The following is a 13,887-nucleotide window of genomic DNA, read 5'->3' as shown; positions in this document are numbered from 1 at the left end:
TGTAAATCCCGGTAAACGTTCAGCCTTAAGGTGGCGTTTTCAGTGCGCTCAACTGTGCGACCTGCTTGTTAAGCAGGTCGATTCGTCGGGCCATGCTATTGATCAGGCTGCTGGCGATTTTTGGATTGCTCTGGGCCAGGCTCATGAACTGATCCTTGGGAATGCGCATGATGGTGCTCGGCTCACTGGTGACAACGCTGGCGTTGCGCCTCTCACCGGTGAATACCGCCATGGCACCGAAAATTTCGTCCTTGGGCACATCGCCGACTTTCAGTCCGTCGACAAACGCTTCGGCATGCCCCTCAATGATCACAAGGACATGGTCTGCCTCGTCGCCTTGCCGGATCAATGCTTCGCCACTGGCGACACGCTGGAAACCGTGGGTGCTGCGAAACTCCGGCTGTTTCAGGCGCGCGACTGCGTCGGACAGCAAAGCGGTCTGCCCTGCCATGTATTGCAAGAACAATTCCGAGCGCCGGGGATCGGCATAGATGTGCTGGAACACCGCGGATCGCAAGTAAGGTGTCAGCGCCAGCGGGTTATCACTGCGCAAGCGACAGCGCGGCAATTCCATATCCTGACGCAGGCCGATGAGATCCCCCTCATGCAGATAGAACAGGGCACGATGGTTGATGCATCCATGCAGCAGCCCGTTTGTCAGCATGAACAGCTGATCACCGGGCAATGCGGCGCCAAGGTCTTCGACAGCGGAAAATTCCAGGGAAGGGCCGCAAGGAGCCAAGCCTTCCAGTAGTCGAGCAGGAATGTTTTGCAGTCGATTGATCAGTGCGTCGGCGTAGGCCGGTTGTTCCCCGAGTAGGTACATGGCGAGCGGACTCGTTCAGTTTTTGTGGCGTGACGAGATAGCTTCCAGCTGTTTGTTCAGGGCTTCCTTGCGTTCGGCGGGAATGTCGTTCCAATGTACGTCCATCAGGGCGCCTTCGATTGCGTATAACAACACCTTCGACGCCCGGAACCCCCGCGTACGCACGGCCCGATAAGCGTCCACCGCCCCCAGGCGACGCAAGTCCGAGGCGCTGTGGATGCCCACGGCATGCAGCCACTGCGCCGACGTCTTGCCAAGATTCTTCAGGTGTTGCAATTCATCATTCATCAAGCCTCCTTGCGATGGCCGAATGGTGCGTGGGCAAGCTTCTGAGGAGTGTAGCCATCAGCAGGAAAAGCGTTATTGTTTGGTCGTTTTCGACGCAAACGCTTCTAAGCGGCTATTGTCTGGAAGGGTGGGAATTCGGTGAGAATGGAAGAAAAACAGGGGTAAAAGCTTAAAACTTCGGTCAATTGGTCCCAAGTCCAGCGCGAAGCGGGGGCGCCGGACTTGTCAATTTACGCAGATGATCAGCGAGTGCGATAACGCAAGCGTGTGCCGAAATTCATTGACATCAAAATCTCGTCAGCACTCAGCTCTGGTGGAAAGTAAGCGCCGGAGATCTGCGCGTGGGCCAGGCTCGCGCCTTCAAGCGAAGCGTAGCGAAAGTCGATGCCGCGCAAGTCGGCGGAGCGGAAATAAGCATCGGTAAAGTCGACACCGTCGGCGTTCAGCTCACGCAGATCCAGGCCACGGAAGTCGCCACCCACCATATCGATAGGTCCATCTTTGGGGCGTTCTTTGTTGAAGCCGATGATGTCGTCTTTGTGCAGAAGGGCATAAAGCGGGGTGTCGAGAAGCTTCGGCTGGCTCATGGCATGTCACCTGTTGGTTTTATGACGCCAGTATAGTGCCACTATTTGACAGCCGTGAAGCCTGTGATGGCTTCACGGCTGAAATACTTCCCTACAGGCCCGGCAGGCGTTGGCGAATCTGTGCGACAACGGTGTCCAGGGTCCCGCTTTCATTGGTCTGGATACGTTTGCTGCAGAGGATTTCCGCAGGAGTCAGTGCTTCGCGACTGGCTTGTTGGGCTTCGATCACGGCCAGCGTAGCGTCAGATGGGTCCTTTTTATCTGCCTGACGCAGGGCCAGCCAGCTTTCGATCACGGCCTGTGGGGCGTTGCAGTCGAGAATCAGGAAAGGCGCGCCGGTGGCTTCGGCGACTTTTGCTGCGCTGTCGCGTTGGTCACGCTTGAGGTACGTGGCGTCGATCACTACGGGGAAGCCTGCGTGCAGGATCACATTGGCGATTTCATGCAGGCGGTTGTAGGTTGCTGCGCTGGCGTCAGCACTATAAATGCCGGCCTGCACGTCATTCTGAACGGTCTGCTCGCCAAACAGACGTTTGCGTTCGACGTCCGAACGCAAGCGAATCGCCCCCAGCGCTTCCACCAGGCGCATGGCCACGTGACTTTTGCCGACGGCGGAAACGCCGTGGGTGATGGCCATGAAGCGCGAAGGAATGGTGCTGTAGCTTTCCGCCAGGTTGGCGTAGTTGCGGTACTGGCGCAGGGTAGTGGCGCGCTGCACCGCCGTGGCGTCGGCCGGCATGCTGAACAGGGCGACCTTGGCGCGAACCAGTGCACGGTACGCTTTATAGAAGTTCAGCAGTTCCAGGCCCTGGTAATCGCCTGTCAGCTCCAGGTATTGGCTGATGAAGCGCCGTGCCAGGCTTTTCAGGCCACGGTCCTCGAGGTCCATCGCCAGGAAGCCGGTGTCGGCATACACGTCCGTGAAGCGGAACGGCTCGTTGAATTCGATGCAGTCAAAGATCACGACTTTGCCGTCGATCACCGTGGCGTTGCCCAAGTGGATGTCGCCGTGGCATTCACGGACGAATCCGTCAGCCTTGCGCTGGGCAAACAGCGGCTTGAGGCGTTCGAAGCTGGCTTCGGCCCAGGCTTGCAAGGCTTCCAGCTGCAGCAGGTCGGCCTTGTCGCTGAGGAATGGGCGAATTTGTTCGAAGTTTTGTCGCACTGGCGCCATGACACTGTCCGGCGTGCCTGCGTCATGCTCGGCAGGGACTTTCGGCGCGCTGAGGTGGAAGCGGGCGATTTGCTCAGCCATTGCATCGATGTGTGCAGGCGTCAGTTCGCCATTGGCTTGCAGGGTGCTGAGCAACTGGCTCTGCGGGAACTGGCGCATCTTCAGGGCGTATTCGACGATCGGACCATCGCCGCCCAGTTGCGGGGCCTCGGCGCTGCCGGTAATCGGCAACACTTCGAGGTAAAGATCCTGGGTCAGGCGTTGGTTGAGGCGCAGTTCTTCACCGCAGAAATGCTTGCGGGCCTCAAGGCTGGTGAAATCGAGGAAACCGAAGTTCACCGGCTTCTTCACCTTATAGGCATAAGGGCCGGTAAGCAGAACCCAGGAAATGTGGGTCTCGATAAGCTGGAACCCCTCTACAGGATGCGGATAGAGGGCCGGGTTTTGCAGGGCGGCGATCAGGGACTGGCTCACTGGCGATCCTTCAGAGTCTGGAAAAATACAGGCCGTCATTATGGCGGCTGGCCAGCCTAACGCAATCTCGGAGGGCTCCTGTTGAGTATGAATAAAGTGCGTATAATCCGCCGCCATGACTCGTACCCGATCTCCCCGCACCCCTAAAAAACCACCTTCCAGAGGCCTGCGCCCCTGGCTGGGCTGGGCCCTTAAACTCAGTCTGGTCGGCCTGGTGGCGCTGGCTGGGTTCGCGGTTTACCTCGATGCCATCGTGCAGGAAAAGTTTTCCGGCAAGCGCTGGACCATTCCGGCCAAGGTATACGCGCGTCCACTTGAGCTGTTCGTCGGACAAAAGCTGAGCCGGGATGACTTTCTCACCGAACTCGACGCCTTGGGTTATCGCCGTGAAAGCGTGGCCAATGGCCCCGGTGCTGCCTCGGTCAACGGCAATACCGTTGATCTGAATACCCGTGGCTTCCAGTTCTATGAAGGCATGGAGCAGGCGCAACCGGTACGTGTGCGTTTTTCCGGCGACTACGTCGCTGAATTGTCGGCGACCAACGGTACGAAGCTGTCGGTAGTGCGCCTTGAGCCGTTGCTGATTGGTGGCTTGTACCCGAAAAACCTCGAAGACCGGATTCTGATCAAGATCGATCAGGTGCCGCCGTACTTGCTCGACACCCTGGTGGCCGTTGAGGACCGTGACTTCTATCACCACTTTGGTGTGTCGCCGAAGTCGATTGCCCGTGCAATCTGGGTCAACGGCTCGTCAGGCCGGATGCGCCAGGGCGGCAGTACCCTGACGCAACAATTGGTCAAAAACTTCTACCTGACCAACGAACGCAGCCTGAGCCGAAAACTCACCGAAGCCATGATGGCTTTGCTGCTGGAGCTGCATTACGACAAGCGTGAAATCCTCGAGGCTTATCTGAACGAGGTGTTCATCGGTCAGGACGGCCAGCGTGCGGTGCATGGTTTCGGTCTGGCCAGCCAGTTCTTCTTCAGCCAGCCATTGTCCGAGCTCAAACTGCATCAGGTTGCATTGCTGGTGGGCATGGTCAAGGGGCCTTCGTCCTACAATCCGCGGCGATACCCGGAGCGCGCGCTTGAGCGACGCAATCTGGTGCTCGATGTCTTGCAGGAGCAGGGCGTCGCCACCGCCGAGCAGGTCGAAGCCGCGAAGAAGATGCCGTTGGGCGTGACCAAGCGTGGCAGCCTTGCGGACAGCTCGTTCCCCGGCTTCCTCGACCTGGTCAAGCGTCAGCTGCGTGAAGACTATCGCGACGAAGACTTGACGGAAGAAGGTCTGCGCATCTTCACCAGTTTCGATCCGATCCTGCAGATGAAAGCCGAAGCCTCGGTCAATGACACCTTCAAACGCCTGTCAGGGCGCAAGGGGGCCGATGATGTCGAGGCGGCCATGGTCGTCACCAATCCGGAAACCGGCGAAGTCCAGGCCATGATTGGCAGTCGTCAGGCCAGTTTCGCCGGGTTCAACCGTGCTCTGGATGCTGTGCGGCCGATCGGCTCGTTGATCAAGCCGGCGGTTTATCTGACAGCGCTGGAGAAGCCGAGCCAGTACACGTTGACCAGTTGGCTGTCGGACGAATCCTTCTCGGTCAAAGGCGCGGACGGTCAGGTCTGGAAACCACAGAACTATGATCGACGGTCTCATGGCACGGTTTTCCTTTATCAGGGCCTGGCGCATTCCTACAACTTGTCGACTGCACGTCTCGGGTTGGCGGTGGGGGTACCGAATGTACTGAAGACGCTGGGGCGCCTGGGTATAAGTCGCGAATTCCCGGCATTCCCATCGATGTTGCTGGGTGCAGGTGGCATGACGCCGATCGAAGTCGCGACCATGTATCAGACCCTGGCCAACGGCGGTTTCAATACGCCGATGCGCGGGATCCGCAGTGTTCTGACTGCCGAGGGTGAACCGCTCAAGCGTTATCCGTTCCAGATTCAGCAGCGCTTCGACCCGGGTTCCATTTACCTGATTCAGAGCGCCATGCAGCGAGTCATGCGTGAAGGCACCGGCAGTTCGGTTTACAACGTGTTGCCGAAAACCCTGACCCTTGCAGGCAAGACCGGCACCAGTAACGATTCGCGGGACAGTTGGTTTGCCGGTTTCAGCCAGGACTTGCTCGCGGTGGTGTGGCTGGGGCGCGATGATAATGGCAAAACGCCGTTTACCGGCGCTACCGGTGCCTTGCAGGTCTGGACCAGCTTCATGCGCAAGGCCGATCCGCTGCCGCTGGACATGCCGCAGCCGGACAATATCGTTCAGGCCTGGGTCGATTCGCGCACGGGACAAGGCTCTGATGCCAACTGCCCAGGCGCTGTACAGATGCCGTATATTCGCGGCAGCGAACCACCTCCCGGCGCCGCTTGCGGTGGCGACAGCCCAGCTACCGGCGAAACGGTGATGGATTGGGTCAAGGGCTGGATGAATTAAGCAAAGAGGGTATCAAGTGAACAAGTGGTTGATTCCAGCGGTTGCCGCCGTGGCTTTGCTCAGCGGTTGCTCCACCGTACAACGTGGCTCGATTCCGGTAGAAGACTCCGGTACCGCCGTCTCCAACAGCGAGCGAATCTCGAACAATGGCGGTTTCCGTCAGACGACGGTGAAACGCCCGGCGCAAACCCGCCCGCAGGAAATTCCGCAAGGTGATACCGGTGTTGTCGTGATGGTGCCAAGTGGCGGTGCAACGACTTCAACGCCGATCAGCACCACGCCGATTACGCCAGGCCCAATTACACCGGGCCCGATCGATACTGCGCCGGTTCAGTCCGCGCCGATCAATCAAGGCAGCTACAGCATGCCATCGGCGCCGAGCGGGATTCCTTCGGCTAGCTCCGGTGGTCTGTCCGCAGACGAGCAACTGGACGGTCCGGTTCTGGCTCTGTTGACGACTGCACAGCAACAACAGTCCAGCGGTGATCTCAATGGTGCTTCGTCGAGCCTCGAGCGCGCCCAGCGTGTCGCACCCCGTGAGCCACAAGTGCTTTATCGCCTGGCGCAAGTGCGTATGGCTCAAGGTGATGCGCCGCAGGCCGAGCAATTCGCTCGTCGTGGCCTGACCTTCGCCAACGGTCGTCCGGCATTGCAGGCAAACCTGTGGGAGCTGATTGCCCAGGCGCGCGAGAAGCAGGGTGACTCCGCCGGCGCAGCGCTGGCCCGTCAGAAGGCCAAGGTAGCGTCGTGATGGACGAGCGCTTTAACAAAATTGCCGATCAGTTGCTGTTGATCGAGCGTGAACTGCGGATTCAGGGCTGGTGGGACGACGTCATGCCAAGCGCCGAGGCGCTTTCCAGTGTCGAGCCATTCTCGGTCGATACGCTGGATTTCGAGCAGTGGTTGCAATGGATTTTCTTGCCTCGCATGAAAATGATTCTGGAGCAGGATCTGCCTTTGCCCAATGCATCGGGGATTCAGGAAATGGCCGAAATGGTCTTCGCTGGCCGTAATGTCCAGGGAAAAGATCGGCAGTTGCAAATGTTGCTCAAAGAGTTCGATGTGCTGATCACAGCTTCTCGCTGAGTTCGATCCCTTGTAGCAACCGGGCTTGTTCGCGATGAGCGCAAGTCCGGTTGCTGCATGTCTACTGGCGGTTGTTCGCTATTCGTATCTGCGTTTCGCTGACGCGGCTCCTGCCGTTGAACGTCATCCAGTCGCCGTATCGCTCCCTGTACTTCCTCTCTCCGTCGCGGATTGTCCAATTCCTTGTCTCGGGTTGCGCAATTGAAGCTAACACTCATGCAGTTTCACGGTTTTTTCTTGCTTTCTCATGTGCTTAGTTCAATAAAGCACATAGACGACTTGACTTGCAGGGGACGAAACAGAAGAATCCAAAGTCCGCTGTAGAGGGACTGCCAGAAGCAGACCCACTCAGCAGATCATGAGGCGCACATCCGCGCCGACCTGTTACACCCGCAACGCGTTACCTCGCGCTGGGTGGGAAAGGCCCGCAACACTTGGGACGATCCCAATACTTGCTCAGTCAGTGCTGACGTAGTCGGCGACCACCGTCGCTCATGCTCTGCTGGGAAGTAAACCTATTAAGACCCGTCCCCTTATATGTGGGCGGTATTCTGGCGTTTTAGAGGTGAACAACGTGGAGCTTTTATCTGGCGGTGAAATGATCGTCCGCTTTTTGCGTGACGAGGGCGTCAAGTATATCTATGGGTACCCGGGTGGTGCCGCACTGCATATCTACGATGCACTGTTCAAAGAGCCATCCGTTCAGCACATTCTTGTCCGTCATGAGCAGGCTGCCACTCACATGGCTGACGGTTATGCGCGCGCCACCGGCAAGGCCGGTGTCGTACTGGTGACATCCGGACCGGGTGCGACCAACGTCATTACCGGTATCGCCACTGCGTACATGGACTCGATCCCGATGGTGATTCTGACCGCCCAGGTGCCGAGCACCATGGTCGGCACGGATGCATTCCAGGAAACCGACATGATCGGTATCTCCCGGCCGATCGTGAAGCACAGCTTCATGATCAAGCATCCATCGGAAATCCCGGAAGTCATGAAGAAGGCTTTCTACCTGGCGCAATCCGGTCGTCCGGGCCCGGTAGTGGTCGATATCCCGAAAGACATGACCAACCCGGCCGAGAAGTTCGAATACGTCTTCCCGAAAAAAGCCAAGCTGCGTTCCTACAGCCCGGCAGTGCGTGGCCATTCGGGCCAGATCCGCAAAGCCGTGGAAATGCTGCTGGCGGCCAAGCGGCCAATCATCTATGCCGGTGGCGGCGTCATCATGGGCAACGGTTCCGCGCCGTTGACCGAGTTGGCGCAACTGCTGAACGCACCGGTCACCAACACCTTGATGGGCCTTGGCGCCTATCCGGGTAACGACCGCCAGTTCGTCGGCATGCTCGGTATGCATGGCAGCTACACCGCCAACCTGACGATGCACCATGCCGATGTGATCCTTGCAGTCGGCGCGCGCTTCGACGATCGCGTTATCAACGGTGCTTCGAAGTTTTGCCCGAACGCCAAGATCATTCATGTCGACATCGACCCGGCTTCGATCTCCAAGACCATCAAGGCCGACGTTCCTATCGTAGGTCCGGTGGAAAGCGTACTGACCGAAATGGTCGCTACCTTCAAGGAAATCGGCGAGGCCCCGAACAAGGAAGCGGTCGCCACCTGGTGGAAGCAGATTGAGGAGTGGCGTGGTGATCGCGACATGTTCCCTTACAACAAGGGTGATGGCAGCATCATCAAGCCTCAGACTGTGATCGAGACGCTGAGCGAAGTGACCCATGGCGATGCCTATGTGTCCTCCGACGTGGGTCAACATCAGATGTACGCGGCCCAGTACTACCGTTTCAACAAGCCGAATCGCTGGATCAACTCCGGCGGCCTGGGCACGATGGGCTTCGGTTTGCCAGCTGCGATGGGCGTGAAACTGAACTTCCCGGATGCTGAAGTCGCCTGTGTGACCGGTGAGGGCAGCATTCAGATGAACATTCAGGAGTTGTCGACCTGTCTGCAACATGGCTTGCCACTGAAGATCATCCTGCTCAACAACGGCGTGCTTGGCATGGTCCGCCAATGGCAGGACATGAGCTACGGTGCGCGTCACTCGCATTCCTACATGGAATCGTTGCCGGACTTCGTCAAGTTGGCTGAAGCCTATGGTCACGTTGGCATGCGCATCACCGACTTGAAGGATTTGAAGCCGATGATGGAGGAAGCGTTCGCGATGAAGGATCGCCTGGTGTTCCTTGACATCAAGGTCGACGCCAACGAGCACGTCTACCCGATGCAGATCAAAGACGGCTCCATGCGCGATATGTGGCTGAGCAAGACGGAGCGTACTTAATCATGCGGCACATTATTTCCTTGCTTCTGGAAAACGAACCCGGCGCTTTGTCTCGCGTAGTCGGCCTGTTCTCGCAGCGCAACTACAACATCGAAAGCCTGACTGTGGCGCCAACCGAAGACCCGACCCTGTCGCGTCTGACGCTGACCACTGTCGGCCATGATGAGATCATCGAGCAGATCACCAAAAACCTGAACAAGCTGATCGAAGTGGTAAAGCTGGTCGACCTGTCGGAGAGTGCTCACATCGAGCGCGAACTGATGCTGGTCAAGGTCAAGGCCACCGGCGCCCAACGCGCCGAGATCAAGCGCACCACCGATATTTACCGTGGACAGATCGTCGATGTCAGCGCCAGCGTGTATACCGTTCAATTGACCGGTACCAGCGACAAGCTCGACAGCTTCATTCAGTCCATCGGCACCGCCTCGATCCTGGAAACTGTACGCAGTGGCGTCACCGGGATTGCGCGCGGCGACAAAGTACTCAGCATCTAAACCAAATTAGCGAATGGCCTGAACGGCCTGGATATATAGGGGAAATTCATGAAAGTTTTCTACGATAAAGACTGCGACCTGTCGATCATCCAGGGCAAGAAAGTTGCCATCATCGGTTACGGTTCCCAAGGCCACGCCCAAGCGTGCAACCTGAAAGACTCCGGCGTTGACGTTACCGTTGGTCTGCGTAAAGGTTCGGCCACCGTTGCCAAAGCCGAAGCTCACGGCCTGAAAGTGACCGACGTTGCTTCCGCTGTTGCAGCGGCCGACCTGGTCATGATCCTGACCCCGGACGAGTTCCAGTCCTCCCTGTACAAGAACGAAATCGAGCCGAACATCAAGAAAGGTGCCACCCTGGCCTTCTCCCATGGCTTCGCGATCCACTACAACCAGGTTGTGCCGCGCGCTGACCTCGACGTGATCATGATCGCGCCGAAGGCTCCGGGCCACACCGTACGTTCCGAGTTCGTGAAGGGCGGCGGTATCCCTGACCTGATCGCTATCTACCAGGACGCGTCGGGCAACGCCAAAAACGTTGCTCTGTCCTACGCGGCAGGCGTTGGCGGCGGTCGTACCGGCATCATCGAAACCACCTTCAAGGACGAGACAGAAACCGACCTGTTCGGCGAACAAGCCGTTCTGTGCGGCGGTACCGTGGAACTGGTCAAAGCTGGTTTCGAAACTCTGGTTGAAGCTGGCTATGCGCCAGAGATGGCCTACTTCGAATGCCTGCACGAACTGAAGCTGATCGTTGACCTCATGTACGAAGGCGGTATCGCCAACATGAACTACTCGATCTCCAACAACGCCGAATACGGCGAGTACGTGACCGGCCCGGAAGTTATCAACGCCGAATCCCGTCAGGCCATGCGCAACGCCCTGAAACGTATTCAGGACGGCGAATACGCCAAGATGTTCATCAGCGAAGGTGCTACCGGCTATCCTTCGATGACCGCCAAGCGTCGCAACAACGCCGCTCACGGTATCGAAATCATCGGCGAGCAACTGCGCTCCATGATGCCGTGGATCGGTGCCAACAAGATCGTCGACAAAGCCAAAAACTAAGTCACGTCCTTGTACGAAAAACGCGGCCCAGGCCGCGTTTTTTCGTTTGGCGGGCCGGTTCTGGTATAAAGCTGCATCGTTTGCGATGCGAACCGTTGCCGCAGACATCTGTCGAAACTTTCCACCCCGTTGCAAGGTATTGTCCATGAGCGAACGTCCCGAAGAGCCGAGCCAGGCTTCTGACGCCGAAAGCCTGCTGCCCATCGATGAGCATGTTGAAGAAGGGCATGACGCTGAAGGCCGTAAAGTCCGGCATCGTGGTATCTATCTTCTGCCGAATCTGTTCACCACTGCGAATCTGTTCGCAGGTTTTTATTCCATCATCAACTCCATGAGCGCGCAGAGCGCCCTGAGTGCGGGTGATTCGATTGGCGCGAGCAAGTATTTTGCATTCGCGGCCATCGCGATTTTCGTCGCCATGGTGCTCGACGGTCTCGACGGCCGTGTCGCGCGCATGACCAATACCCAGAGTGCCTTCGGTGCCGAGTACGATTCGCTGTCGGACATGGTCGCCTTCGGTGTTGCACCTGCCTTGCTGGCATTTGGTTGGGCGCTGGGCGACATGGGCAAGGTCGGCTGGATGGTGGCTTTCATCTATGTAGCTGGCGCGGCGTTGCGTCTGGCGCGTTTCAACACTCAGGTCGGCACCGCCGATAAGCGCTATTTCATTGGCCTGGCCAGTCCGGCTGCCGCTGGTGTGGTGGCGGGGATTGTCTGGGCGTTCAGTGACTACGGTATCCAGGGATCCAAGATGTCCTTCCTGGTGGCTTTGATGGTCGCGGCTGCTGGCATGCTGATGGTCAGCAACATCAAGTACAACAGTTTCAAGGAGCTGGACCTCAAGGGGCGTGTGCCTTTCGTGGCAATCCTGGCTGTGGTGCTGGTCTTCGCCGTAGTGTTCAGTGATCCTCCGCGCATCCTGCTGCTGGTTTTCCTCGCCTACGCGGCTTCCGGTCCGGTGCAGTACTTGTTACATCTTCGTCGGCGAAAAAGCGTCGATTGATGTAATTTCCCTCATACTCCGCAGTCTGTTGGTGCATCTGTTCTCCAATGCTGCGGAGTAGCCATGCTGATCAAAATCCCCAAGGCGTCTGACTGTCATGAGTCGGATGTCACGCCTGAATCCATCTATCTATCTCGACGTAATGTATTGGGTGCTGCCCTGGGCGGTTTGGCCTTGAGCGGCCTTCCTCGTTGGGCTGGTGCCGATGAGGTGGCGCGTTATGCGGATGTCGAGCCTGGCAAGGCGCCTTTCTGGTTCAGCGAAAAACTTCCTTCCACCCGTTGGGGGGCGGTCACCGTGAAGGATGAGGCGATCACGCCTTTCAAGGATGCTACCCATTACAACAACTTCTATGAGTTTGGCACCGACAAGGGTGATCCTGCAGCCAATGCCGGCGCGTTAAAGACTGAGCCATGGACTGTGGTGGTGGATGGCGAAGTGGGTAAGCCGGGACGCTATGCGCTCGAAGACTTCCTGAAGCCTTATCAGTTAGAAGAGCGAATCTACCGCCTTCGCTGTGTGGAGGCCTGGTCGATGGTCATTCCATGGATCGGTTTTCCCGTCTCGGCGTTACTCAAGCAAGTTGAGCCAACGTCAAAAGCCAAATTCATTCGTTTTGAGACGCTGCAGGATCCCCAAAGCATGCCGGGGCAGCGATCCGGATTCGCTTTGATCGACTGGCCCTATGTAGAGGGGTTGCGCATGGATGAGGCGATGAACCCGTTGGCGATTCTGGCGGTAGGGATGTACGGGCGTGAGTTGCCGAATCAGAACGGTGCGCCGTTGCGTCTGGTAGTGCCCTGGAAGTATGGCTTTAAAAGCATTAAGTCCATTGTGCGGATCAGCCTGGTCGATGAGCAGCCCAAAACGACCTGGCAGAATATTGCCCCGGAGGAATATGGCTTCTATGCGAATGTGAATCCTGCGGTTGACCATCCGCGCTGGACACAGGCTCGTGAACGTCGCTTGCCGAGTGGTCTTTTCAAGCCCAACGTACGTGATACGCAAATGTTCAATGGCTACGCTGATGAAGTTGCTTCTCTATATAGCGGGCTCGATTTGCGGAAGAACTACTGATGCGGTATCCGCTTTGGCGTGTCGGAGTCTTTGTTGCCGCGTTGGTGTGGCCCCTGTTCTGGTTGTATCAAGCCTGGACTGATGTGCTTGGCCCGGACCCGGGGAAAGTATTGGTCGACCGTTTGGGCTTGGGGACCCTTGTTCTTCTGCTCATCACATTAAGCATGACGCCTCTGCAAAAGTTCACCGGTTGGGCGGGGTGGATTGCGGTCAGGCGGCAATTGGGTTTGTGGTGTTTTGCTTATGTGGTTCTGCACCTGAGCGCTTATCTGGCGTTTATCCTCGGATTTGATTGGTCGCAGCTGGGTGTCGAGTTACGCAAGCGCCCATACATTATTGTCGGAGCGCTGGGTGTTTTTTGCTTGTTGGTATTGGCAATGACTTCCAATCGATACAGTCAGCGACGTCTGGGTGTGCACTGGAGGAAATTGCATCGCCTGGTTTATGTGGTTTTGGTGCTTGGATTGCTGCATATGCTCTGGATTGTGCGCGCCGATCTGAGAGAGTGGGCTATATATGCCGCTGTGGGGGCGTTGCTATTAGTGTTGCGGCTACCGTCTGTAACCCGGCGAATCCCGCGTTTGATGATAAAAAAGGCCTCTTCTGCCAAGAAAGCGTAATCAGTGCTTGACGGCAGATTCTGGAAGCCTATAATTCGCCCCACTTCCGGCGCAGTCGAAACGGAAAACTCCTTGGAATACAATGAGTTACGCAGTTTTCGGCAGCGGGTTGCTTCAGGTCATCGAAGCGCGAAGGAAGTTGAAAAAGAGGTGTTGACAGCAGCGAGTAACGCTGTAGAATTCGCCTCCCGCTGACGAGAGATCGAAAGCGCAAGTGGTTGAAGTTGTTAAGGAATCCTTGAAAACTTCTGAAAATAATCACTTGACAGCAAATGAGGCTGCTGTAGAATGCGCGCCTCGGTTGAGACGAAAGATCTTAACCAGCCGCTCTTTAACAACTGAATCAAGCAATTCGTGTGGGTGCTTGTGGAGTCAGACTGCTAGTCAACAGATTATCAGCATCACAAGTTACTCCGCGAGAAATCAAAGATGTAACCAACGATTGCTGAGCCAA

At 57.1% G+C, this 13,887-nt stretch carries 13 protein-coding genes; 9 read left to right on the top strand and 4 right to left on the bottom strand.

What is annotated here, in order from left to right; all coding sequences use genetic code 11:
- Positions 1-25: 25 nt before the first annotated feature.
- The 4 genes from JQF37_RS06620 to JQF37_RS06605 form a co-directional block, all read right to left on the bottom strand.
- Positions 26-826: a cyclic nucleotide-binding domain-containing protein gene (locus JQF37_RS06620; RefSeq protein ID WP_130204864.1), complete on the bottom strand. Its 801-nt coding sequence runs from the start codon at positions 824-826 to the stop codon at positions 26-28.
- A gap of 15 nt (positions 827-841) precedes the next feature.
- Positions 842-1,114, bottom strand: a complete 273-nt coding sequence (locus JQF37_RS06615) for a TfoX/Sxy family protein (RefSeq protein ID WP_007971093.1) — start codon at positions 1,112-1,114, stop codon at positions 842-844.
- Positions 1,115-1,356: 242 nt separating this feature from the next.
- On the bottom strand, positions 1,357-1,701 hold the full coding sequence (locus JQF37_RS06610; protein WP_130204866.1) for a pentapeptide repeat-containing protein: 345 nt from the start codon (positions 1,699-1,701) through the stop codon (positions 1,357-1,359).
- 91 nt (positions 1,702-1,792) lie between these two features.
- Entirely contained in the window at positions 1,793-3,349 is a 1,557-nt protein-coding gene (locus JQF37_RS06605) for a bifunctional aminoglycoside phosphotransferase/ATP-binding protein (RefSeq protein ID WP_130204868.1), read from the bottom strand.
- A gap of 115 nt (positions 3,350-3,464) precedes the next feature.
- Between JQF37_RS06605 and mrcB the strand changes: the two genes are divergently transcribed.
- The 9 genes from mrcB (at position 3,465) to msrQ (ending at position 13,433) form a co-directional block, all read left to right on the top strand.
- Positions 3,465-5,789 (top strand): penicillin-binding protein 1B, encoded by a 2,325-nt coding sequence (mrcB, locus tag JQF37_RS06600; protein ID WP_130204870.1) that lies wholly within the window; start codon positions 3,465-3,467, stop codon positions 5,787-5,789.
- Between the two features lie 16 nt (positions 5,790-5,805).
- Positions 5,806-6,540: a tetratricopeptide repeat protein gene (locus JQF37_RS06595; protein WP_130204872.1), complete on the top strand. Its 735-nt coding sequence runs from the start codon at positions 5,806-5,808 to the stop codon at positions 6,538-6,540.
- Positions 6,540-6,875: a YqcC family protein gene (locus JQF37_RS06590; RefSeq protein ID WP_130204874.1), complete on the top strand. Its 336-nt coding sequence runs from the start codon at positions 6,540-6,542 to the stop codon at positions 6,873-6,875. Before JQF37_RS06595 ends, JQF37_RS06590 begins: the two co-directional genes overlap by 1 nt.
- A 574-nt stretch (positions 6,876-7,449) precedes the next feature.
- Positions 7,450-9,174, top strand: a complete 1,725-nt coding sequence (locus tag JQF37_RS06585) for an acetolactate synthase 3 large subunit (RefSeq protein WP_047539072.1) — start codon at positions 7,450-7,452, stop codon at positions 9,172-9,174.
- Positions 9,175-9,176: 2 nt separating this feature from the next.
- Complete coding sequence (gene ilvN / locus JQF37_RS06580; RefSeq protein WP_003205610.1) at positions 9,177-9,668, top strand: acetolactate synthase small subunit; 492 nt, start codon at positions 9,177-9,179, stop codon at positions 9,666-9,668.
- Positions 9,669-9,716: 48 nt separating this feature from the next.
- Entirely contained in the window at positions 9,717-10,733 is a 1,017-nt protein-coding gene (ilvC, locus tag JQF37_RS06575; RefSeq protein ID WP_003228216.1) for a ketol-acid reductoisomerase, read from the top strand.
- A gap of 145 nt (positions 10,734-10,878) precedes the next feature.
- Complete coding sequence (pssA, locus tag JQF37_RS06570; protein WP_130204876.1) at positions 10,879-11,736, top strand: CDP-diacylglycerol--serine O-phosphatidyltransferase; 858 nt, start codon at positions 10,879-10,881, stop codon at positions 11,734-11,736.
- Positions 11,737-11,799: 63 nt separating this feature from the next.
- Positions 11,800-12,813 carry a protein-methionine-sulfoxide reductase catalytic subunit MsrP gene (gene msrP / locus JQF37_RS06565; RefSeq protein WP_130204878.1) on the top strand — a complete coding sequence of 338 codons (1,014 nt, stop codon included), beginning with the start codon at positions 11,800-11,802 and terminating at the stop codon, positions 12,811-12,813.
- Positions 12,813-13,433, top strand: coding sequence for a protein-methionine-sulfoxide reductase heme-binding subunit MsrQ (gene msrQ / locus JQF37_RS06560; RefSeq protein ID WP_130204880.1), 621 nt, complete (start codon positions 12,813-12,815; stop codon positions 13,431-13,433). The genes msrP and msrQ overlap by 1 nt, the downstream gene beginning before the upstream one ends.
- Positions 13,434-13,887: the final 454 nt, after the last annotated feature.

Source organism: Pseudomonas sp. MIL9, assembly GCF_016887925.1.
In the GTDB taxonomy this organism is placed as follows: Bacteria; Pseudomonadota; Gammaproteobacteria; order Pseudomonadales; family Pseudomonadaceae; genus Aquipseudomonas; species Aquipseudomonas mohnii.
The sequence above is the reverse complement of the archived record's forward strand: the minus strand, read 5'-3'. Positions and strand labels throughout refer to the sequence as shown.